The sequence below is a fragment of the Mycobacterium sp. genome (assembly GCF_035499775.1).
GTDB lineage: Bacteria > Actinomycetota > Actinomycetes > Mycobacteriales > Mycobacteriaceae > Mycobacterium.
In genome coordinates, this window is sequence record NZ_DATJYB010000116.1 from 1 (window position 1) to 24,852 (window position 24,852).

The 24,852-nt window shown below is 66.2% G+C and carries 27 protein-coding genes; 14 read left to right on the forward strand and 13 right to left on the reverse strand.

Going from position 1 to position 24,852, the window contains the following annotated elements; all coding sequences use genetic code 11:
• From VML93_RS08260 to VML93_RS08270, 3 genes are all read left to right on the forward strand, one after another.
• Positions 1-279 (forward strand): PaaX family transcriptional regulator C-terminal domain-containing protein (locus tag VML93_RS08260; RefSeq protein WP_325609512.1); only part of this gene is annotated, 279 nt, incomplete at its 5' end.
• 8 nt (positions 280-287) lie between these two features.
• Positions 288-1,100, forward strand: a complete 813-nt coding sequence (locus tag VML93_RS08265) for an enoyl-CoA hydratase/isomerase family protein (RefSeq protein ID WP_325609514.1) — start codon at positions 288-290, stop codon at positions 1,098-1,100.
• A 56-nt stretch (positions 1,101-1,156) separates the two neighbouring features.
• A complete protein-coding gene (locus VML93_RS08270; protein ID WP_325609516.1) occupies positions 1,157-2,569 on the forward strand; it encodes an alpha/beta hydrolase domain-containing protein in 1,413 nt (470 codons plus the stop codon).
• On the opposite strand, the gene VML93_RS08275 is transcribed toward VML93_RS08270, so the two are convergent.
• The 3 genes from VML93_RS08275 to VML93_RS08285 are packed head-to-tail and all read right to left on the reverse strand — an operon-like array spanning position 2,542 to position 5,475.
• Positions 2,542-3,744 carry a CoA transferase gene (locus VML93_RS08275; protein WP_325609517.1) on the reverse strand — a complete coding sequence of 401 codons (1,203 nt, stop codon included), beginning with the start codon at positions 3,742-3,744 and terminating at the stop codon, positions 2,542-2,544. The genes VML93_RS08270 and VML93_RS08275 overlap by 28 nt on opposite strands.
• Entirely contained in the window at positions 3,741-4,313 is a 573-nt protein-coding gene (locus tag VML93_RS08280) for a UGSC family (seleno)protein (RefSeq protein ID WP_325609519.1), read from the reverse strand. Before VML93_RS08280 ends, VML93_RS08275 begins: the two co-directional genes overlap by 4 nt.
• 34 nt (positions 4,314-4,347) lie before the next feature.
• A complete protein-coding gene (locus tag VML93_RS08285) occupies positions 4,348-5,475 on the reverse strand; it encodes a hypothetical protein (protein WP_325609521.1) in 1,128 nt (375 codons plus the stop codon).
• Between the two features lie 96 nt (positions 5,476-5,571).
• Here VML93_RS08285 and VML93_RS08290 point away from each other — a divergent pair, with 96 nt between their 5' ends.
• Positions 5,572-6,522, forward strand: a complete 951-nt coding sequence (locus VML93_RS08290) for a LysR family transcriptional regulator (RefSeq protein WP_325609523.1) — start codon at positions 5,572-5,574, stop codon at positions 6,520-6,522.
• Here VML93_RS08290 and VML93_RS08295 read toward each other — a convergent pair.
• On the reverse strand, positions 6,511-7,530 hold the full coding sequence (locus VML93_RS08295; protein WP_325609525.1) for an NAD(P)H-dependent flavin oxidoreductase: 1,020 nt from the start codon (positions 7,528-7,530) through the stop codon (positions 6,511-6,513). The two genes, VML93_RS08290 and VML93_RS08295, sit on opposite strands and share 12 nt — an antisense overlap.
• A gap of 354 nt (positions 7,531-7,884) precedes the next feature.
• Here VML93_RS08295 and VML93_RS08300 point away from each other — a divergent pair, with 354 nt between their 5' ends.
• Both VML93_RS08300 and VML93_RS08305 read left to right on the forward strand, forming a co-directional pair.
• Positions 7,885-8,727, forward strand: coding sequence for a polysaccharide deacetylase family protein (locus VML93_RS08300; protein WP_325609600.1), 843 nt, complete (start codon positions 7,885-7,887; stop codon positions 8,725-8,727).
• 22 nt (positions 8,728-8,749) lie between these two features.
• Positions 8,750-9,112 (forward strand): hypothetical protein, encoded by a 363-nt coding sequence (locus tag VML93_RS08305; protein ID WP_414686306.1) that lies wholly within the window; start codon positions 8,750-8,752, stop codon positions 9,110-9,112.
• Here the strand turns inward: VML93_RS08305 and VML93_RS08310 are convergent.
• Positions 9,106-9,567, reverse strand: coding sequence for a MarR family winged helix-turn-helix transcriptional regulator (locus tag VML93_RS08310; protein WP_325609527.1), 462 nt, complete (start codon positions 9,565-9,567; stop codon positions 9,106-9,108). The two genes, VML93_RS08305 and VML93_RS08310, sit on opposite strands and share 7 nt — an antisense overlap.
• Positions 9,568-9,641: 74 nt before the next feature.
• Between VML93_RS08310 and VML93_RS08315 the strand changes: the two genes are divergently transcribed.
• The 3 genes from VML93_RS08315 (at position 9,642) to VML93_RS08325 (ending at position 13,085) form a co-directional block, all read left to right on the forward strand.
• Positions 9,642-10,583, forward strand: a complete 942-nt coding sequence (locus VML93_RS08315; RefSeq protein ID WP_325609529.1) for an alpha/beta hydrolase family esterase — start codon at positions 9,642-9,644, stop codon at positions 10,581-10,583.
• A gap of 86 nt (positions 10,584-10,669) precedes the next feature.
• Positions 10,670-11,938 (forward strand): amidohydrolase family protein, encoded by a 1,269-nt coding sequence (locus VML93_RS08320; RefSeq protein ID WP_325609531.1) that lies wholly within the window; start codon positions 10,670-10,672, stop codon positions 11,936-11,938.
• 7 nt (positions 11,939-11,945) lie between these two features.
• Positions 11,946-13,085, forward strand: a complete 1,140-nt coding sequence (locus tag VML93_RS08325) for a hypothetical protein (RefSeq protein ID WP_325609534.1) — start codon at positions 11,946-11,948, stop codon at positions 13,083-13,085.
• Positions 13,086-13,152: 67 nt separating this feature from the next.
• On the opposite strand, the gene VML93_RS08330 is transcribed toward VML93_RS08325, so the two are convergent.
• The gene (locus VML93_RS08330; protein WP_325609536.1) at positions 13,153-13,755 is read right to left on the reverse strand and encodes a TetR/AcrR family transcriptional regulator; all 603 of its coding nucleotides are present in this window, start codon (positions 13,753-13,755) and stop codon (positions 13,153-13,155) included.
• Positions 13,756-13,824: 69 nt separating this feature from the next.
• Here VML93_RS08330 and VML93_RS08335 point away from each other — a divergent pair, with 69 nt between their 5' ends.
• Positions 13,825-14,655, forward strand: a complete 831-nt coding sequence (locus VML93_RS08335) for an alpha/beta hydrolase (protein ID WP_325609538.1) — start codon at positions 13,825-13,827, stop codon at positions 14,653-14,655.
• Positions 14,656-14,869: 214 nt separating this feature from the next.
• The gene (locus VML93_RS08340; protein ID WP_325609540.1) at positions 14,870-15,250 is read left to right on the forward strand and encodes a hypothetical protein; all 381 of its coding nucleotides are present in this window, start codon (positions 14,870-14,872) and stop codon (positions 15,248-15,250) included.
• 6 nt (positions 15,251-15,256) lie between these two features.
• Here VML93_RS08340 and VML93_RS08345 read toward each other — a convergent pair whose 3' ends face one another.
• Together VML93_RS08345 and VML93_RS08350 are read right to left on the reverse strand one after the other, a co-directional pair.
• Positions 15,257-16,255 (reverse strand): ATP-binding cassette domain-containing protein, encoded by a 999-nt coding sequence (locus VML93_RS08345; protein WP_325609542.1) that lies wholly within the window; start codon positions 16,253-16,255, stop codon positions 15,257-15,259.
• A 3-nt stretch (positions 16,256-16,258) separates the two neighbouring features.
• Positions 16,259-17,305, reverse strand: coding sequence for an ABC transporter permease (locus VML93_RS08350; RefSeq protein WP_325609544.1), 1,047 nt, complete (start codon positions 17,303-17,305; stop codon positions 16,259-16,261).
• Positions 17,306-17,414: 109 nt separating this feature from the next.
• Between VML93_RS08350 and VML93_RS08355 the strand changes: the two genes are divergently transcribed.
• The 3 genes from VML93_RS08355 (at position 17,415) to VML93_RS08365 (ending at position 19,935) form a co-directional block, all read left to right on the forward strand.
• On the forward strand, positions 17,415-18,176 hold the full coding sequence (locus VML93_RS08355) for an SDR family NAD(P)-dependent oxidoreductase (RefSeq protein ID WP_325609602.1): 762 nt from the start codon (positions 17,415-17,417) through the stop codon (positions 18,174-18,176).
• Positions 18,177-18,187: 11 nt separating this feature from the next.
• Positions 18,188-18,997 (forward strand): sugar phosphate isomerase/epimerase family protein, encoded by an 810-nt coding sequence (locus tag VML93_RS08360; RefSeq protein ID WP_325609545.1) that lies wholly within the window; start codon positions 18,188-18,190, stop codon positions 18,995-18,997.
• Positions 18,998-19,104: 107 nt separating this feature from the next.
• Positions 19,105-19,935: an SDR family oxidoreductase gene (locus VML93_RS08365; protein WP_325609547.1), complete on the forward strand. Its 831-nt coding sequence runs from the start codon at positions 19,105-19,107 to the stop codon at positions 19,933-19,935.
• On the opposite strand, the gene VML93_RS08370 is transcribed toward VML93_RS08365, so the two are convergent.
• Genes VML93_RS08370 through VML93_RS08390 form a run of 5 tightly spaced genes read right to left on the reverse strand, consistent with a single transcriptional unit; the run spans position 19,932 to position 24,851 of the window.
• Complete coding sequence (locus VML93_RS08370; RefSeq protein WP_325609548.1) at positions 19,932-20,588, reverse strand: MarR family transcriptional regulator; 657 nt, start codon at positions 20,586-20,588, stop codon at positions 19,932-19,934. The two genes, VML93_RS08365 and VML93_RS08370, sit on opposite strands and share 4 nt — an antisense overlap.
• A gap of 6 nt (positions 20,589-20,594) precedes the next feature.
• Positions 20,595-21,011 carry a Zn-ribbon domain-containing OB-fold protein gene (locus tag VML93_RS08375; RefSeq protein WP_325609550.1) on the reverse strand — a complete coding sequence of 139 codons (417 nt, stop codon included), beginning with the start codon at positions 21,009-21,011 and terminating at the stop codon, positions 20,595-20,597.
• Entirely contained in the window at positions 21,008-22,168 is a 1,161-nt protein-coding gene (locus tag VML93_RS08380) for a thiolase family protein (RefSeq protein ID WP_325609552.1), read from the reverse strand. Before VML93_RS08380 ends, VML93_RS08375 begins: the two co-directional genes overlap by 4 nt.
• A 17-nt stretch (positions 22,169-22,185) precedes the next feature.
• Positions 22,186-22,527 carry a hypothetical protein gene (locus VML93_RS08385; RefSeq protein ID WP_325609554.1) on the reverse strand — a complete coding sequence of 114 codons (342 nt, stop codon included), beginning with the start codon at positions 22,525-22,527 and terminating at the stop codon, positions 22,186-22,188.
• Positions 22,524-24,851: a CoA transferase gene (locus tag VML93_RS08390; protein WP_325609556.1), complete on the reverse strand. Its 2,328-nt coding sequence runs from the start codon at positions 24,849-24,851 to the stop codon at positions 22,524-22,526. Before VML93_RS08390 ends, VML93_RS08385 begins: the two co-directional genes overlap by 4 nt.
• Position 24,852 lies beyond the last annotated feature (1 nt).

The following is a 24,852-nucleotide window of genomic DNA, read 5'->3' on the forward strand; positions in this document are numbered from 1 at the left end:
TTGTTTTCGCTGGATGACTGGGCCGAGGACGCCAGCGAACTCATCGAGGCAATGGACGTCGAACTCGTTGCCCTGCAGGACAAGCGTGACCACTCAGCCGAACGTCTGGCCCATGAGTTCGCGGTTTCGGTCGTCGTCGTCCGGCATCTTCAGCTCGACCCGCAGCTACCCGTCGAGCTTGTCCCGCACAACTGGCCGGCGCACCGACTGCGCAGCACCTACCGCCGATTCGACGACGCTTTCCAGCAACTCATGTACAGCGCCTTCCGCCGCACCTAGGAGATCGAATGAGCTACGAAACCCTCACGTACGAGCAGCAGGAGCATGTAGTCGTACTCACCTACAATCGCCCCGACCAGCACAACGCCATCAGCCGCAGGATGAACTCCGAACTGCACGAGGCCTTTGAGCGCTTCCGCGATGACGACAGCGCGTTCGTGCTGGTGATCACCGGGGCCGGCGAGACGACTTTCTGCGCGGGATGGGATCTGCAGGATGCCGCGGAGTGGACGGAACCGGGCGACTTCGATCAGTACCGCAAAGACCTCTACAACCTGCCCGGTGTCTGCGGCTACACCCGTCGTGTGGATATCTTCAAGCCGATCATCGCGGCGGTGAACGGCTATGCCTTCGCCGCCGGCCTCGAGAACGCGATGCTTGCCGACATCCGAATCGCCGCGGAGAACGCCGAATTCGGCGCGCTCGAGCGGCGCTGGAACATCGTCGGCGGTGACGGGCTGACGGTGCGGCTGCCCCTGATCGTCGGGTTCGCCAAGGCAATGGAACTCATCATCACCGGCCGGCGGATCGACGTCCACGAAGCCCAGCGCATCGGGCTGGTAAACGAGGTGGTCCCGCGCGGCGCGGCGCTCGACCGCGCGGTGGCACTCGCGCACGAGATCGCCCAGTTGCCCCAGGGCGCGATCCGCTCCGACAAGGAATGCGTGTTACGCCACGTCGGCCACACCCTGGAAGAACGGCTACGTATCGAGGCGGAGATGTGCATCTCGATGTTCATGCGCCACGACAAGCACTCCCACGGCGCGGCGTCGTTCAAGGCCGGAAACCTCAAGCCGAGCTGGCCCAATCATGGCCTTTAGCGCGGCAGCCGTGTAGAAGTATCTGTGTCGCCTTTACAAGTTGACGGGATGCTGTAATGGATAGTCTGGTCGTCACACCCGTACCCGGAAAGCCTGCTCTGCTGCTCGGTGCCTTCGACATCGGCGCAATCGGCTATGTTGCCGACGAGTTCTTCGTGTCCGGAGCGGCATCGTGCTACGCGCCTGAAGCGGAGCTGGGACCAGACGGCCACTGGAGTGTGGCACCATCCGGCACCGCCGATTACACCACTCGGATCGTCGTGCTCACCCCCACGGATCGGGCGCACTTCAACGGCACCGTGCTCGTCGAGTGGCTCAACGTCAGTGGCGGCATCGACGCCCCGGCTTTCTGGTTCATGGCGCATCGCGAAATGGTGCGCGCCGGCTACGCGTACGTCGCCGTGTCGACGCAGCAAGTGGGCGTTGGGGGCGGCGCCAACCTGATGGGCATCGACATGTCGCTGAAGAGTCAGGATCCGACGCGGTATGCGTCGCTGAACCACCCCGGCGACGCCTTCTGCTACGACATCTTTTCTCAGATCGGCCGGCTCATCCGGGAGCGCAACGACATCCTGGGTGAGCTTCGCCCCGAGCACGTGGTCGCCCTCGGCGAGTCACAGTCGGCTCTGTTCCTGACGACCTACATCAACGCCGTCGACCCGCTCGCCCAGGTCTACGACGGTTTCCTGGTGCATTCCAGATTCGCGGCCGCCGCACCTCTGGACGGCGTCTCCATATTCGACGAGTCGCAGAACGGCGGGCCCGCGGCCGCCAGGTTTCGGACCGACCTGCGCGTGCCGCTGATGACGATCATCACCGAAACCGACCTTTTCGGTGGCATTCGATCGGGCTATTACCTTGCGCGGCAGCCTGATAACGACCGATTGCGGGTCTGGGAGATCGCCGGGACCGCGCATGCCGACAACTACACCATCCAGGTGGCGCCGATCGACAGCGGTTCTGCGCCAATCAGCGACATTGTGGCGGCATACGCGCCGACCAACATGTTGATGGGCCAGCAACTGGAACACTGCATCAACTTCGCCCCGCAGCACCACTATGTTCTGCAAGCGGCGTTGTCCGCGCTCTGCCACTGGGTCCGGACGGGCGAACCGGCACCCAGTGGCGCAACGATCGAGCTGACCGAAACCGATCCGCCCCAGCCGATTCTGGATGCCGAGGGACTGGCGCAGGGCGGTATCCGGAGCCCGTGGGTGGACGTTCCGGTTGCCCGCACATCCGGGACCGGAGGCGTCGAGAGCATCATGGCGGCCATCTTCGGCTCCGGCGAACTATTCGACACCGCCACCCTGGGCCGGCTCTACCCCGGTGGGCGCGCCGACTACCTGGACCGCTTCACCAAGTCCCTCGACACGGCGATCGAATCGGGATACATCTTGCCGGCAGATCGCGCGGAGATAATCGAGATTGCCGCAGCTTCTTACCCCGCCAGCTCGGAAAGCGCCTGATATTTCTTTGGGAGCCAACGACGTCGGGTGAGCCAGCTGCGTATTTCGGCGCTGTGTTCGCCCAGCAGCGGGGCCCTGGTCCGGTAGCTGACCGGCGTGGTCGACAGATTGATCGGGCTGGCTACCTGGGCACCGAATCGGATGTCGCCGTCCTCGGTGGTCCGGATCGGTTGCAGGCCAAGCTCTTCGGCGAGGGCGAAAGCCTCGGCAATGTTGTTGACCGCACCGGCCGGAACTCCCAGCGCCGGCAGGGCCTTCGACCAATAGGCGGCCGAGTTGGAGGCCAAAGCACGTTCCAGCTGCTCACGCAACGGCGCCCGGTTGCGCACCCGCAGTTCGTTGGTGCGGAACCGGTCATCCTGCGCCAGGCCGGAAATGCCGAGGGCGTCGCACAATTGGGCGAACTGCTTGTCGTTGCCCACCGCCAACACAAGCGTCCCGTCGCCGGTCGGATACGTGTCGTAGGGGGCGATGCTGGCGTGGCCGTTTCCCATCGCACGTGGAATCTGGTCGGTCAGAACATAACTGGCGGATTGATTGGCCAGGGCGGACAGCAGCGCGGACATCAGGTTGATCTCGACGTGCTGGCCCTGCCCGGACCGGTCACGCTCGCGTAGGGCCGCCAAGATGCCGACCGTGGCGAACAGGCCCGCCAACACGTCGACCACGGCCACCCCGACTTTGGTCGGGTTGTCGACGTCGGGTCCGGTGATGCTCATCAACCCGCCGAGCGCCTGGACCAGCAGGTCATATCCGGCCAGTTCGTGACCTGCGGCGGTGCCGAACGCCGAGATGCTGCAGTACACCACCCCGGGGTTGGCCCGGCGAATCGTGGGCTCGTCCAAGCCGAACCGCGCCATGACGCCGGGCCGGAAGTTCTGCAAAACCACGTCGGCGCGCTCGGCGAGCGCCCTGGCCACCCGCAGGTCCTCAGCGTCGTGCAGGTCGAGCACAATGCTGCGCTTGTTGCGATTGACACCCAGGTAGTAGGCGCTTTCGTCGTCGACGAACGGAGGCCCGAAGGCCCTGGTCTCGTCGCCGCTGGGTCGCTCGATCTTGACGACCTCGGCCCCCAGGTCACCAAGGGTCATCGTGCAGTATGGTCCGGCGAGCACCCGGGAAAAGTCGGCGACGAGCAGCGACGAAAGCGGCAGTGGTGCTGGATGTTTCGTCACCTGACGGCCGCCTCGACCACGCTTCCGTTTGTGGCGTGGGCGTCGCCCTGCCAGATCCGGCGGGCTTGCGGTGCGATCTCTGCGGCGCGGCCGTCGAGCTGTTCGAGGGTCAGGCTGCTGATCGGATGCGTGGCGACCGCGGGTTCCAGGCCGGCCATTCCGCGCGACTCTCGCTGCAAACGCGCTTCGTGCTCGAATTCCGTTGTCACGATGACCACAGTCGGCAGTCCGGCCTCTTCCAGGCGCACCGCGTCGTTCACGCACGCCGAGCAGCATGAGCCGCAGTCACCGATAGCGGTGATCGCGATGTCGTTTTCGGCCGCGATCTGGCTGATCAACTCGGGACTCGCGTCCGAGGAGAAGTGGTGCTTGTCGTAGTAAGTGACCAAGGCGAACGTGAGCCCGTGATCGGCCAACTCGCGAACCGTGGCGCGCAACAACTTCGCGGCGTTCCATTTGGTGTTGCTCAGCACGCCCAGTCGCAGGCTGAGCGCGTTGCCCGCCCGCGGAGCCATCGGGATTGTCTCCACCTCGACCACGCCGCACGGGTCATACACATAGTTGATCATTGGATTTCCTTCGGTGAGTTAGGTTTTCGATACTTCAGAGCCGGCAGGCCCCGTCGGAACATTCGAGCTCGCGACCAATGGTTCCGGCGGCAACACCGTCTTCGCGGTCTTTCAAAGCACGCAGCACCGGCGTCGTCGCGGTGCTCCACCCCGGGAGGAACGCCGAGAACCGGCCGGCTGCCCCACCGGCGACGAACAGGTGGATGTCGTCGGGAGTGAACACGATCGGGACGCGCCGGCCCGCCTCGCGCGGATACCATTTCGGCAGATTGCGGTTGTAGGTCTGCCCTCCGGGCGGTGCGTAGCGATTGCCGTAGCTCACGTCTTCCCAGTCGTTGGTGCCGTTGAGCCACAGGTAGCGGCGCACGTCGTCGCGGTTCCAACCGAACGAAGCGATGGTGCGCGCGTGTTCCACGCCGATGACGACCGTGCAGGAGCCGCCGAGCACCGCGTTGTTGTGCGCGACGGTGCTCATCGCCGAGGCGATGGAGTCCAGAATCCCTTGCGGGTCATCGGATATGTGGTTGGTGACGCTGTGCGGAGCTTCGGCCCCGATCACCAGGACGGTGCTGTCTTCGGGTGTGTATCCGTGCTCGACGTGATAAGGCGCCCACGGACTGGCCTCCTCGTTCTCGGCGATGCAGAACGTGTACTTACCGGGGTGGCCCAGGGTGCTCTTGTCGAGCTCGCCGGGAATGCCACCACCGACGCTGAGCAGGATCAGCCGAACCGCCCGGCCGATGGTGGCGTTGGCGCGGTTGCCCGAGCCGAACACGTTGCCGCCGGCGTTCATCCCGATCTCGCGGGCGATCGGCCCGTTGACGACGATCAGCGGTGAGACCACATGGGTGGTCGCCTGAATGCCGTTGAGGTTGAACCGCGCGTCGGTCAGGGCGAGGATGGCCGCCTGCACGACCGGGGCGTATTCGGGCTTACAGCCGGCCATCACCATGTTGACGGCCAGAAGTTCGCGGGTCAGGCTGCCCCAGCGCGGCGGAATGCGCGCCACGAGTTCCTTGGGGTGTCCGCCGAGTACGTCCAGCACCGCGGCCACGCGCTCCGGTGTCGGCGGAACCACCGGCAGTCCGTCACTCCAGGGCTGGTCGAAGTAGTGCTCGACGAGATCGTGTTCGTCGGTCATGGCTGGGGTCATCACGGTCATTGGGTTGCCTCCTACGTTTGTCCGCTAGAGCAACAGTATGTTGGTGATATGTTCACTGTCCAAGACATATTCGGACACCTATTATATTTTGAAGATATGAACGATCCGGAGCTGCGCTTGCTGCGCTACTTCGTCGCCGTCGCCGAGGAACGACACTTCGGCCGTGCCGCCGAGCGGCTCCACATCGCCCAGCCGCCGCTGAGTCAGCAGATTCAAAAGCTGGAACGCCAACTGGGAGTGGACCTCATCGATCGGTCCCGGCGCCCGATCGAACTCACCGACGCGGGCACCGCGCTATACGAGGAGGCACGGCTCGCGCTCACGCACGGCGAACGGGCCTTCGCCGCCGCGCGCAGGGCCGCGACCGGCCATCTGGGGCACCTTCATATCGGCGCCCTGCAGGCCGCGGTGGACGGCGTGCTGTCGTATGTCATGCGTGCGCACCGCCGGGACTACCCCGACGTCAAACTCGAGCTCACCGAGCTGGGCAGCGCCGAGCAGGTTGCCCAATTGGTCGAACACCGCCTCGACGTCGGCTTCCTGCGCGGGCCTGTCGACGATCGGTCGCTGAGCGTCCAGACCCTCATCGACGACCCGCTTGCCGCGGTCGTGTGCGAAGACCACGCATTCGCCGGGCAGGACCGGATCGCGCCGTCGCTGTTGGCGGGTCAACCCATCATCATGTGGACGCGCGCCGCGGCGGCCACCACCTACGCCGACGTTGTCGAGCTGTTTCGTATGCACGACATCGAGCCACCGATCGTTGACGAAGTTTCGCGCCTCCAGACCGTTCTCGCTCTCGTGGCGTCTGCAGCCGGAATAGCGCTGCTACCAACGTCGTTCATCAACCTCAGTCGAAAGGGTGTGCGATTCATCCCGTTACACGGGCCGCTTCCCCACCGGCCGCTGGCGCTGGTATGGCGCACCTCGAACCAATCACCAACGCTGCGTTCCTTTCTCGACGTCGCTGTGCAGGAGTCACCGCGGTACTTGAGCGACCTGAGTGAGCACTACCCGCAACTCGCGGCGCCGTCCTCAGAGACCTGAGGCGAGTCTTTGCAGGATGTCGGCAGTGGGTTCGGCGGTGGCGTGCCGGTAACCGGTGCCTGCCCACAGGTGGACGAAATCGGGCTTCCCGGCCGCGGCCGCCGCTTTGCGCAGCGAGGTGGTGAGGTAGTGGATTGCCGGATAGCCCAGCGGTGCCTGCGCTTCGTGGGCGTCGATGAAAGCGTTGCGTAAACCGCGCGCCGGTCGGCCGGTGAAGGCTCGGGTCAGCACGGTCTCGGTGCGCCGCGGATCGGTCAACGCGGCCTGGTGGGTGGCCGAGGCGCCGCTCTCGGCGGCGCGCAGCAAGACGGTGCCGACCATCGCCGCGGTAGCGCCCGCACCGATCACCTCCGCGACCGCCCCCCGGGTGGCCAGGCCCCCGGCCGCCACGACGGGAACGTCGACCACCTCAAGGACGTTGCGGATCAGGTCGGCGATCGGCGTCGAAGCCACCGGTTCGCGCGGCGTGAGGGTGCCGGAGTGACCTCCCGCCGTCGACGCCTGCACCGCCAGCAGGTCGACACCGGCGGCGCAGGCTTGGGCGGCCTGATCTGGCGTCGTCACTGTCTGCATCACCAGGCTGTCGGCCTTCTGCAGCGCGGCGATGACGTTGCCCGGCGGAATGCCGAACGTGAAAGACACGATCGGCACCGGATCCTCGAGCAGCAGCTCGATCTTCGCGTCGAAGCGGTCGTCGTCCTCGATGGGGTCCGGTGGCAGGGTCAGACCGAACTGGTCGGCTTCGCGTTGAATGATCGCCGCGTAGGTGCGGTAGCTGTCGGGGTCGACGGGCAGCGGGTTCGGCGCGAAGAGATTAATTCCGAACGGGACGCCCTCGGCACGCACCTGCTTGATCTCGGCTGCTACGGCTTCGGTGGTTTTGTAGCCGGCCGCGAGCATGCCCAGCCCGCCGGCCCGGGTCGCCGCGCACACCATCGCCGGCGTGGTCGGGCCGCCGGACATCGGGGCAGCAACGACCGGGAAGGACATTTCGAACTGCTCGAGCATGGCTGCACCTGCCGTCCGTTGTGACTCCTCGTAGGCCTTCAAACGGCCTTCAAATGCCTTCAGATGCCTTCAGATACCGTAGCCTTCGCCACGACGCCGACTCCAGGTAAAGCACACCTGCCGCGACGTCCGCAACGGCACCCGCGCGGCCCGGCCCGGAAAAGGCCGGTGACCTCGATTTTCAGAGGGAATCCACAGCGGACCTCCCGGCAGGGATCCGACATATTGCGCCTGGCAGTGGTACGGTTCGCTGCTGTGGCTGCGTCGTATCAACCGGGCCGGCATTCCTCGCGGAGGTCTGCCGACCGGTCGGCGCGCGGCAAACACTCCCACGGGAACGGTGCCGGGACGGATCTGAACCGGCGTCGTTTCCTCGGGGCGCTCGCCGCGGCCACAGTCGCCGGCGTGGGCGCGGCTCGTCTAGTAGTCGACCCGCAACCTCGAACATTCGCCCAGGCGCCCGCGGACGTGGCCGCACCGGGTGCGGCCGCAGTCGGGCCCGCGCCGGTCGCCGCCACCGCGGTCCCGGCGGGAAGCGTGTTGCCGCCCCCTTCGTCGGCTGCTCGCGTTCGACTGCCCGGCGGCGGGTCGCTCATGAAGCTGCCCGGCCAAGGTGACCTGCTTGCGCTGACCGTCGACGACGGCGTCAGCAGCGACGTCGTGCGTGCCTACATCCAGTTCGCCAAGGACACCGGCGTGCGACTGACGTTCTTCGTCAACGGCGTGTACGACTCCTGGACCGAGAACGCCGCGTTGCTGCGGCCGCTGGTGGATTCCGGCCAGATCCAACTCGGCAACCACACCTGGTCGCATCCGGATATGACGACGCAGACGAAGACCCAAATGGCGCAACAACTCACCCGCAACGACGATTTTCTGAGGAAGACCTACGGCGTCGGCGCGAAACCGTATTGGCGCCCGCCGTATGCAAGGCACAACGCCGCCGTCGACGCGGTGGCCGCCGATGCGGGTTACACCGTCCCTGTCCTGTGGTCTGGTTCGCTGTCGGATTCCACGTTGATCACCGAGGAATACATCGTGAAGATGGCCAACCAGTACTTCACCCCTCAGGCGATCGTGATCGGACATCTCAATCACAAGCCGGTTACCCACGTCTATCCGCAACTGGTCGACGTCATCCGCGCTCGCAATCTGCGCACCGTCACCCTCAACGACGTATTCCTGAAAACTCCTTAACGGCAACCAGATTCGGCTGGGCGTGAAACAGATCTCGCCGACGGACACTGGGGCCGTACCGCGCCTCCCGGTATCGCCGACAAGTTTCGTCGGGCGCACGGCGGAAACGTCCGACCTGCAACGGCTGCTGACCACCAGTCGCCTGGTAACCCTGAGCGGCGCAGGCGGCGTGGGGAAAGCCCGGCTGGCGGTGCACGTTGCCACACGGCTGACGACGTTGTTCGCCGACGGGACCTGCTATGTCGACCTGGCACCCATCGCCGACCCGCAACTCGTCCCGGTTACGGTCGCCCGCGCCCTGGGCCTCCCCGATCAGCCCGGTCGCCCCGTGCTCGCCACCCTGCTAGGCGTGCAGTCGCCGAACGCGCAGGCGTCCGCTCACTGAGCGTCGGATTCCGACGACTCCGCGGATAACAGCATCGTAAGGGTCTTGCGCAGTTCCCCCAGTCGGCGCTCCCCTAGGACTTCGAGCCAGCGCTTCTCCGAATTGAGCGCATTGGAACGCATTACGCGCAGGGCGTGGCGGCCGCGGGGCGTCAGCTCGATGATGCGAGCGCGGGCGTCGTCGGGATCGGGCACTCGAGTGACGTAGTCGTGGCGTTCCAGCGCCGCTATCGCCTGGGCGACCGCCTGACGACTCACCCGAAGCCGGTCGGCCAGATCAGAGGCATGCAACCCGCCGGCCACCAGCGGTACCAGCGCAACCGATTGCGCCGGGCGGATCCCGTCGAGTCCGGCTTCGGCGAACGCCGCTCTCAGGCGGGGGGCACCCGATGCCGCCACCAATTGCACCAGGGCCGGAACCGTTGGCTCCCACTTGGCATCCGCAACACGTTGCATGGCCAAGAGTGTGCCATCTTGGCCAGATTGACAAGCTACTTGTCAAATATTGGGTTGGCTGCCACGATGGGGTCATGCGATCTGGATGCGTTCGCGCACTCAACGTGTGCCTCGTCCTAGCTGTGGTGCTTTTGGTCGGCGGATGTCTGGGCGGTGGTCACGCGGTGGGGACGCCCGAGGCCAAGTCGATCCCGGTCGGACAATCCACCCAGACCATCGAGTCGGGCGGTGCCAGCAGAACCTTCAATCTCTACCGACCGCAGGGATTGAACGGGCCGGTACCACTCGTGGTCATGCTGCACGGCGGGTTTGGCAATGGCGCACAGGCTGAGCGTGCCTATCACTGGGACGCCGAGGCTGATGGTGGCCATTTCCTGGTTGCCTACCCCGACGGCATCATGCGCGCCTGGAACGCCGGTTCGTGCTGTGGTGAACCTCAGCGCAGCAACGTCGACGACGTCGGATTCCTCACCGCCATGGTCTCGGCGATCGAGCAGGAGATCCCGATCGATCCCGGGCGCGTCTATGTCACCGGTATGTCCAACGGGGCGATGATGGCGCTTCGACTGGGCTGTCAGACCGACATGTTCGCCGCGATAGCGCCCGTCGCGGGCACGCTGTTGACCGACTGCTCGCAGGCCCGGCCGACGTCGGTGCTCCAAATCCACGGCACCGCCGACGACCGGGTGCCCTACAACGGCGGGCCCGGAAAAGCGTTCGCGTTCAACGGAAATCCGCGCGTCGACGGCCCTTCGGTGCCGTCGGTCAATGCCACCTGGCGTTCCATCGACGCATGCGGACCACCCAACTCGACCACCGCCGGGGACGTGACCACCGAGACCGCCGGATGCGCGGACGGGCGAACGGTGGAGTTGATCTCGGTGGCGGGGGCGGGCCACCAATGGCCCGGCGGCGAGCCCAGTCCGATCGCCGAACGGTTCGGTGTCCCGCCACCGTCGACGGCACTGAACGCCACCGATACCATCTGGCAGTTCTTCGCGCAGCACCACCATTGACGTTCTGAGCCCTGCCGAGCCACCTCCCGCGACTATGCGCCACTAAAGTGGTGGCACGGTCGCCGAAGAGCCGGGAGGAGCCAACGTTGGAAACTCCGGAACTGCGGATCTCGAATGTCAGTGTCTTCGACAGCGTCGATGCCAAGGTCATCGGTCCGATGGACGTCACCGTCCGCGACGGGCTGGTGGCGTCGGTCGTACCGGCCGAGCCTTCGGGGGCCGCCGGCCCGACGATCGACGGAACCGGAAAGACCCTGATACCGGGACTGATCGACGCACACTGGCACGCGATGTTCACCACCATCCCGGCAGCCGTCGCGCAGCTCAGCGAGATCGGCTACGTGGTCGCCCGAGCAATTGTCAGCGCGCGCGAAACGTTGCTGCGCGGCTTCACCACGGTCCGCGATCTCGGCGGTCCGGTGTTCGGTATCAAGCAAGCCATCGACGAGGGCGCCATCCCGGGTCCCCGCATCTTCCCGGCGGGCGGCTTCATCTCACAGACCGGCGGGCACGGCGACTTCCGGCTGCCCAACGAAGTTCCCCGTGGCGTGGCCGGGCACCTGAGCTACAGCGAGATCATCGGCGCCGCGGTGATCGCCGACGGCGAAGCCGAGGTACTCCGCGGCGCTCGCGAGATGCTGCGGCGGGGCGCGTCGCAGGTCAAGCTGATGGCCGGCGGGGGCTGCGCTTCGCCCTACGACCCGCTCGATGTCGCGCAGTACACCGAGGCCGAAATGCGCGCGGCGGTCGAGTCCGCGGAGAACTGGGGCACCTATGTCACGGTGCACGCCTACACGCCGCGCGCGATCCGCACCGCCGTCGACGCCGGCGTCCGCTGCATCGAACACGGTCACCTGGCCGACGAGGCGACCGCCGCGATGCTGGCCGAGCGGGACATCTGGTGGTGCCTGCAGCCATTCCTGAACGACGCGGACGCGGTACCGCTGCCCCCGGCCAACCAGGAGAAATTCCGTCAGATGACCGCGGGCACCGACACCGCATACGAGTTTGCGATCAAGCACCGGGTCAAGGTCGCGTTCGGGACAGATACCCTGTTCGACGCCAAGCTGGCCAGCCGACAGGGCGCTCAGCTCGGCAAGCTCACCCGCTGGTACACGCCGGCCGAGGCGCTGCAACAGGCGACCATTCGCAACGCGGAGCTGCTGGCAATGTCCGGACCGCGCAATCCGTATCCGGGACGCCTGGGTGTGGTGGCCGAAGGGGCCCTGGCCGACCTGATTCTCGTCGACGGCAACCCGGTCGCCGATATTTCGCTTCTCGCCCGGCCCGACGAGGCTTTCACCGTCATCATCAGGGACGGTCGCCTGGTCAAGGGCGCGGCCGCGGCGGAGTAGGTGCGCGGTGGCGCGGTTTACCGTGCGCGCCGTCGGTGCATGCGCAGTGCTCACCATCATCCTCTGCACTTCGTGCGCCGGAACGCGGCACCCGGATCCCCAGTCGGCGCCCGGAAACCCGCTCGGACACACCGGCTGTGGCCCGCCGATCACGTATCAAGTGTTCCAACAGACCGCTTTCGGGGCCGCCTGGTCCAAGGCACACGATCTGATCGCGTTCAACGCCAAGGGGACTGACGGCCGCTACCACATTTACACGGCTAAGCCGGATGGCACGAACCGGCAGCAGCTCGGCGTAGGGTCCACGGGATTCCCGCAACACACCACGGGATCACCCGTGTGGAGCCCGTCCGGCCAATTCATCGCCTTTGTCGCCGAAAAGCCCACGCACCCAGGCGATTCGGTGGTCGCTACCCCCGGATGGGGTAGCTATTCAGACCTGTGGGTCGCCACCGCCGACGGCTCTCGTGCATGGCAGCTCACCGACGTTCCCACCGACAAAGACCACGGCACGATCATTCCGGAATTCTCGCCCGACGGCCGACTGCTCGAATGGACCGAACGCATCGCGTCGGGAAAGGTCCTCAATCCGGATCGCTTCGCCGGATTCTGGGTGATCAAGGTCGCCGACTTCAGCGTCGCGCAAGACGGCACACCGTCGATCTCCGGAATTCGCACCGTCTCGCCACCGGGCGATGCGTTCAACGAGACCGGCGGCTTCTCAACGGATTCAGTGTCTTTGGTGTTCGCCAGCGACTTCGAAACGCACAATTTCTGGAAGAATCAGATCTACCGCCTTGACCTTGCCTCCGGCGCAACCACTCGCCTGACCCGGGGCGACAGCTACAACGAGCATCCCCGCTATACCCCTGACGGCGAGGTCCTGTGGATGTCCAACGCCGGCAACCCGTCACGGGGCACCGACTGGTGGACCATGGACTCCGATGGTTCAAATCCGCAGCGCCTCAGCAACTTCGACAGGGACGGCGGTGCCGCGGCCATCGGACATTCCCCGGTTTGGGCCACTGCCGTCGAGACCAGCAACTGGAGCCCCGACCAGCACTACTTCTATGGCGACGTGGAGACCAACCTGCTGAACTCCGACAGCGTGATAGTGCGGGCATCGCTCACCTGCCGGGGCACCTGAGGACTGGCGAGCAGACGCAAAAGCACCCGCACGCGCGGCGCGTCGGGTGCTTTTGCGTCTGCTCGGCCTACCCCAGCACCCCGTCGATGAGCCGGCGCAGCACAAACCCGATCTCCTTGCGGGCGCGCACGGGATCGTCGGCGGTGGCGATCGCCATGGCCGCCTCGTCGAGCGCGCCGATCATCACGGTGGCCAACGGTCGCACCGGCTGCTCAGCCAGTTGGCCCGCGCGGATGGCCTCGCTCAGTAGCTGTTCGGTCATGCCCAGGCTGTAGCGCTGCGCGACGTCGCGGAAGCCCGCCCAGCCGAGCACGGCGGGGGCATCCAGCAAGATCAGCTGACGTACCTCGGGATCGCCCGAGACATCAAGCCAGGCGTCGACCGCGGCCCGGATGGCGTCCGCGGGTGTCGTTGCTCCCGAGGACGCCACGATGGTGGCCATCCGGGCCATCACGTCCTGCTCGACCGCCTCGACGACACCGCGGAACAACGCGGCCTTGTCGGCGAACTGGTGGTACATCGCCCCCCGGGTGACTCCCGCCTCCTTGGCGATCTCCGGAGTGCCCACCTCCGCGTAACCCCGCTGTCCCCACAGTTTGCGGGCAGCCGAGAGCAGCGCGTCGCGGGTCGCCGCGGAGCGCTCCTCCTGAGTGCGTCTCTTGATTTCCATACAACCTGTTGGTAACTTACGAACAGACAGTCTGTTTGTAAATGTATCTCAGAAAATAGGAGTCATTTCATGTCGACGATCGACATTAGTGCCGGAACCATCCACTACGAAGCAACCGGACCCGACAACGGCAGGCCTGTCGTGTTCGTGCACGGATACATGATGGGCGGCGAGCTGTGGCGCCAGGTCGCCCAGCGCCTCGCGGGTCAGGGCCTGCGCTGCATCGCCCCCACCTGGCCGCTCGGCGCGCATCCGGAACCACTGCGCCCCGGTGCCGACCGAACCATTACCGGCGTCGCCAAGATCGTCGCCGACACAATTGCCGCGCTCGACCTCGACGACGTGGTGTTGGTCGGCAACGACACCGGCGGGGTGGTCACCCAACTCGTCGCCGTGCATCACCCCGAGCGGATCGGCGCGCTGGTGCTGACGAGTTGCGATGCGTTCGAACACTTTCCACCGCCGATCCTCAAGCCGCTGATCCTGGCGGCCAAGTCCAAGACGCTGTTCCGGACCGCTGCCCAGGCCGTGCGCGTACCGGCCGCCCGCAAGCGCGCCTACGACGGACTGGCGTACACCAACATCGACGACCTCACCGAGGCCTGGGTGCGTCCGGGGCTCTCCAATCCCGCGATCGCCGAAGACCTGCGCCAGTTCACGCTGTCCCTGCGCACCGAGGTCACCACCGGTGTGGCGGCCCGGCTGCCCGAATTCGACAAGCCTGCGCTGATCGCATGGTCGGCGGACGACACGTTCTTCGAGCTCGGCGACGGCAAACGGCTGGCCAGGATCATTCCCAACGCCCGTCTCGAGGTGATCGACGGCGCGCGGACCTTCTCGATGCTGGACCGTCCGGACCGGCTCGCCGACCTGCTGTCGACGATCGCCGTCCCCGCCTAGCCTAGCGGCGACCGCAAGCGCTCGCCCAGCGTCACGCCAGCGTGGCGCTGGGCGCCGAGCGTCACGCCAGCGTGGCAATGGCGGGGCTAACGGCAGGAGGCGGCGCAGCCGAGCGCAGCGGGTCGCCGCCGTCGGGCACGGAGAAGTCCCACGCTGCCAATATATTTCGCGCTTAACGCTCCGAAAGCAGGCGTCGCGAACTAAGATCCCCGTTGTGACGACCCCGTCTAACCCCTGGGGCGACCAACGAAGGCAGCTCTCCCGTCAGCTACACGTGCGAGGCCAGCTGCTTGGCCGCAGGCGGGCGCGACGGCTGAGCCGGTGCTTCGCGCGGGTCGGCGTCAGGACCTCACCCGAACGCCTGCAGGAGATGCTGGCGGGCATGCCCGTCACCGATGACGAGGTGACCGACGTCCATTTCGCGCTGATCGCGACCCGGATCAACCACGAAGCGCGCCTCGCGAAGTTCAAGCGCGTGCGGCGCCGCGGCACCCGCTCACTGATGTTCGCGGGCCTAATTCTGGTGGTGCTGAACTTCCTGGTCTGCGTTGCCTACGTGTTGTTCAGCCTGAGTCAGCAGGCGACTCTCCTTTAGGCCGCTTCAGGCCTCGTCAAGCTCGGGGTGCTCGATCAGCTCGCTGATGCCACCCACGCCGAGCCGCTCACGGAATGCCTGAGCCGTGTAGCCGATGACGGTCGAATCGGTACGGGCACGAACAGTCGCCGAACGCGGCATGTGGAACAGCACGCCCATCTCGCCGAAGTACTCCCCGGGCTTGGCGACCTTCACCAATTCCTCACCGCCGTCGGCCAATTCACGCACGATCTCGAGTTCACCCTCGGACACCAGATAGATCAGCTCGCCCATCGTGGATTGCTCGAAGAGCACCTCGCCCGCCTTCAGGCGCACCGTTTCCGGCGGGCGGGTCGCCGATGATGCCGCCGCAATCGGCGTCAGCTCGATGACACGGTCGGCCAACGGAAGCATCCGGCTGTCATGCGTGGCGACCACCACCACACGATCGCCCTCCGCAAGCGAGCGAATCAGCCGCAGCACCTCCTCCACCTGGATGAAGTCCAGGTGGGCGGTGGGTTCGTCGGCGAGGATCAACATCGGGTCCAGCGCGATTGCGCGAGCAACCGCGACGCGTTGCTGCTGTCCGCCGCTCATGTCGCCCGGCTTGTGCTTCATCCGCTCGCCCAGGTTGACGCGCGTCAAAAGTTCCTCGGCGCGCTGGCGTGCCTCGGCGCGCGACTTCCCGGCCGCGCGCAGGGGAACCATCACGTTCTCCAGCGCCGTGAGGCTCGGCACCAGGTTGAATGCCTGGAACACAATGCCCACCGTGTTGCGCCGGTACTCAGCCAGCCCGTTGCCCTCAAGCTTCGTGATGTCGATGTCTTCGAAGGTGATCTCGCCTGACTTGGGGCGCAAAATCCCGCCGAGGCAGGACAGCAACGTCGTCTTCCCGCAGCCACTGGGCCCGAGCAGGATCACCAGCGACCCGGCCGGCACATCGAGGTTCAAGCCGTTGATCGGCCGGACCGCGTACCCACCGCTGGAGTACTCGACGACGAGGTCTTTGATGCTCAGATCGCTCACGGGTCAGGGACCTCCAAATGCCAGCGCGGGATCGACGGCCACCGCGCGCCGGAATCCGGCGACGCTGGCCAGTAGCCCGATGAAAATCGCAGCCAGCGGTAGCCCCAAATAGCCATACATGGGTATCACGACGAGCATCGGGAACATCGGGCCAAGCACCAACGAAAACAGGACGCCCAGCACCGCCGCGAGCAGCGCCACGATGACGGCCTGCAGCGCGAGCCCCGCCAGGATCGACCGCGTCGGCACGCCGATCGCCTTGAACACCGCAAAGTCACGCAGGCGCTCGAGTGCGGAGAGGTAGACCACTGACCCGACGATCAGCACCGCGACGATGGACATCAGCCCGGCCACGATCGTGAGCGAACCAAACGCGACCTTCACCGGACGCAGCAGGTCGGTGACGCCCGCGGCCCGGTCGGCGGTCTGATAACCGCCCGGGAGGTGCTGGGGTGTGCCCTTGATCGCGATCGACGAGATGATCGGCTGGCCGTTGAAGGACAGGATCTGCACGCCCCGGGTGGTCAGGAAGATGTTCGGCGTCTTGGCCAGCGCGGTGGAATTAGGGACGATGCCGACGACCTTCAAGTCGCGCGCGCCGACCCGAATCTGGTCGCCAATGTGCCGATCCAGGGTGCTCGATACGGCGACCTCGTCCGGCGTCGAGGGTGCCTGGCCCTCCGACATGTGCGGCATGCCCAGACCAGCCCCGGGAGCCCCGAACACCGTGACGTTTCGCCGCGACGAGCCCTCCACAACCGTCGACGCCGCACAGGCCAGGGGGACCGCATCCGCGCCGGTCGCATTTTGAATCAGGCCCAGTTCGGCTTCGGCGAATGGTGTGGCGCCCAGGAACGGTCCGGCCGCGCCGGATTTGATCACGAATGTGTCGACTCCCAGCGAATCGACGCTTCGCTGGGCCTCGACCCGAAAGCCGTTCGAAAGCCCGATCAGAACGAGCGTCATCGCGAAGATCAGTCCGGTACTGATGATGGCAATCACGAGGCGACGCCTTCGCCATTGCATATCACGCAAGGCCGCGAACAGCATGGCCGAGAGGTTACCCACCCCGGTGCCTTCACATGTCCTTTTGTTCAGGAATTTGTTTCCGGTTTACAGACGGTCGCGGACGGCAGATAGCGTCTCCGCTATGTCAGATGTGACTCCAGCACTGCAAGGGCGCCGGATCCTGGTGACCGGCGCGGCGACCGGCATCGGTGCGGCCGCAGTCCGAGTTCTCACCGAGGCGGGGGCGCGGGTCGCCGCCACATATCACCAGACACCACCGCCAGATGACCTGGTGGCGACCTGGCTGCAGTGCGACGTGCGCGAGGCTGAAGCCGTCTCGGCAATGGTGCAACAGGCCGCCGAGGATCTCGGAGGGCTCGACGTCCTGGTGAACGCCGCGGGACTCTGGCAGGCCGGGGTGCCCGGCTACATCGACCCGGACCAGATTTCGTTCCTGCTGGACACCAACGTCAAAGCGACCATCCTGACCAATCAGGCCGCGTATGCCGTGATGAAAGACCAAGATCCCAAGGGCGGCCGGATCATCAACTTCGGCTCTTCGGAAGCCGTTGTGGGCAGCCCGATTTCGGCTGTCTACGCCGCGACCAAGGGTGCGGTGCAGGCGTGGACGCGATCGGCTGCCCGCGTCTGGGCCGCCGACAATGTCACGGTCAACGCGCTGGCGCCGGCCGTGCAGACACCCGGCGCTGACCGATTGCGGGATTTCCTCGGTCCGGATGCCAGTGCCCTGATCGACCAGCAGATCAAGACGATGATTCCGCTCGGCGGCGCCTTGGGGGACCCCGTGCGCGACGTCGGGCCGATGCTGGTCTTTCTGGCCGGACCGGGTTCGGGCTTCATCACCGGGCAGCTGCTGGCGGTCGACGGCGGGCTGATGATGGTGGGCGGATAGTTGGCGAGCCCATGCGTGATCTGGGCATCGAGTTCATCAGCGTCTTCGGGCTGCCGCCGGTCGACTTCGTCCACCTCGCGGCCGATCTGGGCTGCCGGTACGTCTCCACCGCGCTGATCGGGTCACCGCTGAAATCCCTCGGCTATCCGTCATTCTCACTCAGAGACGACGCTCAGCTCCGGCGTGAACTGCTCGCCGCGATGGGTGACCGCGGCGTCAGCATCTCGCTCGGCGAGGGTCTGGTGATCGTTCCCGGTGCCGACGTGGTCGACCTAACCCGTGATCTCGACGTCATGGCCGAACTCGGTGCCGCCCGAATCAACACACTCAGTTTCGACCGTGACCGTAATCGCACCTTCGATCAACTGGCGACGCTGACGCAGCTTGCCGCCCAACGCGGCATCGGGACCACGGTCGAGCTGGCGCCAGGCGCGACGATCGGTGATCCGCCCACGGTGCTGGCCGCCATCGAACACGTCGGCAGCCCCGACCTTCGACTGACGGTGGACACGATGCACTGGGTGCGCGCCGGGTATGGCGCCGCCGAACTACGCGAAATCGGGCCGGAGGTGATCGGCCATGTCCAACTCAGCGACACCACGCTGAAGCCGCGCATGAAGTCCTATATGGAAGAAGCGATGTACGAACGGATGGCTCCCGGGGACGGGGAGCTTCCGCTCGCCGAACTCCTCGCCGCGGTGCCCACCGACGTCGTCGTCGGCCTGGAGATTCCGATGCGGAGTTTGGCGGCGTCCGGAGTGGGGCCGATCGAGCGGCTTCGCCCGTGCGTGGCGGCGGCGCGTGAATTATGCAGTAACTGACTATTTTTCGCGCTTTTATGGGCCGGCCGGCAATTCGCCCCGTCGCATGTCGGCGGCGTACTAAGGTGTGCAAGAGACCACGCCCGGACACCGAGGAGGCGCGTGAGATGACCGACTTCAGCGAGCGAACAGTCCTCGTCACCGGCGGCGGCACAGGAATCGGCAAGGGCTGCGCCGAGCACTTCCTCGCCCGCGGCGCAATCGTGACCATTGCCGGACCGGACGGCGAGGTTCTCGCGTCGGCGGCCACCGAACTGCGACAGTCGACGGGACGCGACGCCGTTCGCACCGCCGTGTGCGACGTCACCGACGAGGACACCGTGCGACATGCCGTCGATGTCGCGGCCGAAGAGGGCCGGCTCGATGTTTGCATCGCCAACGCCGGCACCGGCTTCCCAGGACCCGTGCAGCTTCTCGAGAAGGCCCACTGGCACATTCCGTTCGACGTGAACGTCGTTGGCACGGCACTGTGTATCAAGCACTCCGCCAGGTTGATGAAGCAGGCGGATTCGGGGGCGTGCTTAAGGGCGATTGTCGCGATATCGAGCGTGGATGCGGTGCGGGCCAACCGGTTCATGCCTACCTACAATGTGACGAAGGCCGCGGTGGACAGCCTGGTTGCGGCCTCGGCGCGCGAACTCGCGCGATTCGGCATCAGGGTGAACGGCGTGCGGCCGGGCCTGGTCATGACCGACACGATCCGCCAAGTCTTGCCGGAAGGTATGCGGCAGAACGAGGTTTCGCGCACCTACCTGGGCCGAGCCGGCACGCCGGAGGACATTGCCCGGGCGGTTGCCTTTCTGGCATCGGAGGACGCCTCGTGGATCACCGGGCAGATGTTGAACGTCTGCGGCGGACTCTCCGTCCACGACGGCGACGATTTCGAACCCTTGGCGCGCCTGGCTTTTGGCGATTCCCTGATCGATGACCTCGGCTAGCCCGACGTAGCCCGGGGCGCGCGGCGGCGAATCTGCCCTTTGGGTCGCCGCACCCGCTTGACGGGGTCGCGCTCTGTGCCGCTGGCGATTTCGTCGCGCAGCTGCTGGATGTTGGATATCTCCGCGTATAGCCCGCGGATCGCATAGTCGAGGACGGCGAAGGAGAACCGCTGGTCCGGATCGTCGGTGATGCCGAGGTCACGGGACCGCTGCCGCGACCACAGTGCCTCGTCCAGCCGCGCCCGGGTCGCCTCGAGATGCCGGTCCAAGGTATCGACGACGCGCTCGGGATCGTCGCCGCGGGCAAGCCAGGTCTTGAGGATGACGGGGTGCTTGATGACCACCTGCTCTCGGCCGGGAAAGTGCTGCACCCACCGGCGCAGCGCGTCGAGTCCGGCATCGGTGGTCTCATACAGCGTGATGGCACGCTTGCCCGATTGGGCGCCGATCTCACCGACCATCCCCCGTGCCAACAGCCGGTTGAGTTCGCGCCGCACATGGCTCACCGACGGCGACCAATAGAAATGCCCGACCGACAGTTCGGCGCGCATCTTGATCTCGCCGGCAGTGAGTTGCTCGTCATTGGCCGCCAGCACGCCCAGCACGAGGTAGGCGGTTATCGGCAGGCCGTTGGTGGTACGTGCGGGGCTCACAGCCGGCTACCCCGACCCGGTGAAGTACGGCAGGGTCACGTCGGGACCGACCGCATGGAATTCCACTTGCACCCGCATTCCGACCTGCACCGAATCCGGCTCGACACCAACGATGTTGGTCAGCATCTGATAGCCCTCGTCCAGCGTGACGATCGCCGGGGCGTAGGGCGGTGCGAACTCGGCCGTCACCGGCCGGTGCACCACCGTCCAGCTGTAGATCTCGCCAACGCCACCGCTCTGCATCCACACCAGGTCGTCCGAAAGGCATTGGCGGCAATGCTCGGTGGGCGGGAAGTTCGACTGGCCGCACCCCTCGCAACGTTGGTAGCGCAGCTCGCTGTCTCGACATCCCTGCCAGAACGGTGCGCTGACGTGACTGCTGGCATGGGGCACCGGACCGGTTTGTGGCTGCAAATCAGTCATCGCCGTTCGTCTCCCAGGATCAGCACGGTCGTGAACAAGGCTCCCGCTCCCCCGTTGCTGCACAGCGCGATGTGTACGTCGGGAACCTGGAGTTCGCCTGCCACACCGCGTATTTGCTCGACGGCGCGAATGGCGCGTTGCATCATCTGCGGATTGGCGCCCGCGTGGCTGAATGACATGGTTCCCCCGTCCGTGGTGATCGGATGGCTGCCGTCGATGGCGATATGACCGTCGGCGACGAACGGCCCACCCTCGCCCTCACCGCAGAAGCCGAACGCCTCGAGCTGGCGGATGATCTCGAACGAGAACGGGTCATAGAGTTCCAGCACGTCCACTTCGTCACGCCGCACCCCGGCGAAGCCGAACGCCCGGTCGGCCGCGTGTCTGCCGACCACCCCGTTCACGTGGTCGCCGCGCCGGCCGACCAGATCCCACGCGGGCGGGTGCTGATACGACGGGCCGTGAAAGTCCGCGCCGCTACCCAAGATATAGATCGGCTGGCTCGCGACATCCACTTTGTCCAGATTGGCGACCACCAGCGCACACCCACCTTCCGAGGTGGTGGCGCAGTCCAGCAGATGGAAGGGTTCGGCGACCGGCCGGGACGCGGTGATGTCCGGCGGAGCGAACGGACCACGTTGGTAGTAAACGGCTTCCGGGTTTCGCGATCCGTTGTTGCGGATGGTCGCCGCCACGACGGACATCTGCTCGCGCGTCGTGCCGTACACGTGCATGTGCCGCCGGGCGATAAGCGCGAACTCCGCCGTGGTGAACATTCCCCATGGCGCTACGAATTCGTTCTCGGGCCTGGTCCAGGGTGCGGTGGCCTCGTGATCGCGGTATTCGCCCGCTTGCGCGGCGACCAGCACCACCACGTCGGCCATGCCGTGCTCGATCGCGGTGGCCGCCTCGGTGATCATGCCGACCCCGAAGCCCAGCCCATTCCACGCCGGGCCCAGGCGCAGGTCGTAGATCAGCGCGGTGGATTGCGGGCCCGCGCTGATTCCGTCCACGTCCTCGAGGCTCAGGCCGGCGTCGGCGAGCGCGCCGTGGATTGCCTTGAGCGCCAGGCCCCGCGAGGTTTCGCCGTCGAGACGGCGACCCTGCCGGGTGTTATGCACTCCCACGATCGCTGCGGTGCGCTTTGTCGCGCTCACTGTCACCCCGTTCCCAATCAGTTCTCGTCCGCGACGACACCGAGATAGGTGCCGTAAACGTCGTACTGTCGCCCGTCACGCACGATGGCGCCGATCATCCTGGTCCGCGAATCACCAGGCGGTGCACCGGCATCGACCACGTCGATCCGCACATCCACGGGGCGCGCCGTTTTCGGGTCGGTGATCTCGACGACCATCGCCACCGCACGTTGGCGCTCATCCCATTCGACACTGGTGATCCGGTGTCGAGCTGTCAGCTCCATCACCAGGGAGTCCTGGCGCACCAAGAAGCGGACCGGCGCGCACAGCTCGCCGGCGCGTGGCGGCACGCAGAGCGTGACCGGGAGGTCTTGTGTCACAAGCCCGCCGGCCGATCGCTGACGGCCCCCGCCGCGCGCAGCGCGATCAGGTCCTGTTCGCCGCGTCCCAGCACATCCATCAGCACCTCGTCGGTGTGCTGGCCGTACATCGGCGCCACCCGGCGCAGCCAGCGCCGTGGCTTCCCGACGAACGAGAAGGGCATCCCGGTGCACAGGAACGAACCCGCGACGGGGTGGTCGATGGTTTCCCAGAAGCCGCGGGCGAGCAGTTGTGGATCGCGCAGCAGCCCTGCGGGCAGCACAACCGGCGCCGCTGCTACCCCGCCGGCACGCAGCTCGTCGACCGCTTCGGGCACCGAACGCCGCACAGCCCAGTCCGAAATCAGCTTGTCCAGTTCGTCGGCCCGATCTCGCCAGTCGCCCGCCGCGAGCCCGGGTTCGCCGATGAGAGCGGCCAACCAGGCACGGGCGGTGTCATGGGGGGCGGCGATCGCCACCCACTCGTCATCACCACGACAGCGGTACACGCCTTGGGGACACGCGCCGGGGCCCCGATTCCCGTCTCGTCGCATCTCGATTCCGTTGCGCGAGTACTCCACCAGCATTTCGGCGGCCACGTTCAGCGCCGATTCCACCATGGTCGATTCGACGTGCACACCGATTCCGTCCCGGTCCCGAACCACCAGCGCCGCGACGGCGGAGAACGCGGCATGCAGCCCCGCTATCGGGTCGCACACGCCGCGCGGAATGATCGGCGGACCGTCGGAATATCCAGTCATCCAAGCCATCCCGGTTGCCTGCTCCATCGTCTGGGCGAAGCCGACGCGGTCGCGCCAGGGGCCGTCGAGACCGAACGCGGGCATGCGAACCATGACCGCGCGCGGGTTGGCGGAACTGACCGCGTCCCATTCCAGTCCGAAGTTCTCCATCACCCGCGGTGAGAAGTTCTCGATGACGAGATCGCTTGCAGCGATGAGCTCTAGTGCGATGACCCGTCCGGCTTCGGTGCTGAGTTCGACGCTGACGTCGCGCTTGTTGTTGTTGCTGCACAAGAACACCGGGCCCCACTCCCACCACTGATCCCAGCTGGGGGGACGGCCGGCGGAGAACCTCATGCCGTCGGGCCGGCGGACGCCCTCGAGTTTGATCACGTCGGCGCCCAGCGCACCCAGCAGCTGGGTGGCGACCGGCCCTGCCCAGAACGCGGTCAGATCGGTTACGCGTATGTCGGACAACGGAAGTGCGTCGGCGCCCAGGGCCCGTTCCGGTCGGGGTGGCCAGTGCACTTGGCCGTCGTCGGCACCCAGCAGCGGGGGTCGGCCGGGCGCCCTGGTGTTCAGCACGTCGCTGCGATACGGCACGCGCGGCATCAACACCCCTTGAGCCGATTCGACGAAGACGCCGCGTTGCACGAAGTGATCGATTTCCGGCAGCACGGCGGGGTTTGCGATGGGGGCCACTGGAATTCGGAACGCCTCGGCGAGGTCGACGATCTCATCTGTGGTGCGGGCTTCCGTCCACTGGGTGACCATGCCCAGGAACTCGTCGCGACGCGCGATTCGGCCCGCCATCGATGCCAGCTCGGCGTCGTCGATCAGGTCGGCACGATCGATCATCACCAGAAAGTCCTGGAACTGCTGTGCGGTGATGGTGCAGAACCCGACCATGCCGTCCGCGGTGGGCACGATGGACGGGAGTTCCAGACTGCGTTGGTGCGGAAGGGAATCCGCACCCAGCACACTGACGGACATGGTGGACAGGCCGCCCATCGCGATCACCATCGCCTCGTAGGTCGAGACGTCGATGACCTCGCCGCGGCCAGTTCGATACGCGTGCCGAGCCGCCGCCGCCGCGACCGCCGCGGCGAACGTGCCGGCCAGCCACTCGCCGAGCCGGCCACCCGCCTGCACCGGCTCGCCGTCCGGCCAGCCCCGACCGGCGATCGAACCGCATAACGCCTGCAGGATGAACTCGTTGGCCACCACCCGGTCGTCGACGTAGGGACCCGTCGTGCCGAACGGCGTCACCGAGACGACTACCGCCGACGGGCCGGTGTACGCCGTGATCCCGTCGAGTGTCCAACCGCCCGTCAGGTCGGTGAGCACCATGTCGGCACCGGCCAGTAGTTCGGCCACCTCGGCCCGGTCGCGATTCACCACCGACTTCTTGCCCGCCGCCAAGTAGCCGAATAACGCACCGGCCGGTCCAGAGGCAGACCAGCCGCGCACCACATCGCCTTGCGGGGATTCGACTTTCACCACTTCGGCGCCGGCGTCGGCGAACATCTTGGCGCAGTAGGACACCGCGATCCCGTTGGACAACTCCAAGACACGCCAGTCCGCGAACGGCGCCCGGTAGGCCACG

Coding starts and splice junctions, on each gene's coding strand:
- VML93_RS08265 (WP_325609514.1), top strand. CDS start 288: ATGAGCTACGAAACCCTCACGTACGAGCAGCAGGAGCATGTAGTCGTA.
- VML93_RS08270 (WP_325609516.1), top strand. CDS start 1,157: ATGGATAGTCTGGTCGTCACACCCGTACCCGGAAAGCCTGCTCTGCTG.
- VML93_RS08280 (WP_325609519.1), bottom strand. CDS start 4,313: ATGATCAACTATGTGTATGACCCGTGCGGCGTGGTCGAGGTGGAGACA.
- VML93_RS08285 (WP_325609521.1), bottom strand. CDS start 5,475: ATGACCGTGATGACCCCAGCCATGACCGACGAACACGATCTCGTCGAG.
- VML93_RS08290 (WP_325609523.1), top strand. CDS start 5,572: ATGAACGATCCGGAGCTGCGCTTGCTGCGCTACTTCGTCGCCGTCGCC.
- VML93_RS08295 (WP_325609525.1), bottom strand. CDS start 7,530: ATGCTCGAGCAGTTCGAAATGTCCTTCCCGGTCGTTGCTGCCCCGATG.
- VML93_RS08310 (WP_325609527.1), bottom strand. CDS start 9,567: ATGCAACGTGTTGCGGATGCCAAGTGGGAGCCAACGGTTCCGGCCCTG.
- VML93_RS08315 (WP_325609529.1), top strand. CDS start 9,642: ATGCGATCTGGATGCGTTCGCGCACTCAACGTGTGCCTCGTCCTAGCT.
- VML93_RS08330 (WP_325609536.1), bottom strand. CDS start 13,755: ATGGAAATCAAGAGACGCACTCAGGAGGAGCGCTCCGCGGCGACCCGC.
- VML93_RS08335 (WP_325609538.1), top strand. CDS start 13,825: ATGTCGACGATCGACATTAGTGCCGGAACCATCCACTACGAAGCAACC.
- VML93_RS08350 (WP_325609544.1), bottom strand. CDS start 17,305: ATGCTGTTCGCGGCCTTGCGTGATATGCAATGGCGAAGGCGTCGCCTC.
- VML93_RS08360 (WP_325609545.1), top strand. CDS start 18,188: ATGCGTGATCTGGGCATCGAGTTCATCAGCGTCTTCGGGCTGCCGCCG.
- VML93_RS08365 (WP_325609547.1), top strand. CDS start 19,105: ATGACCGACTTCAGCGAGCGAACAGTCCTCGTCACCGGCGGCGGCACA.
- VML93_RS08375 (WP_325609550.1), bottom strand. CDS start 21,011: ATGACTGATTTGCAGCCACAAACCGGTCCGGTGCCCCATGCCAGCAGT.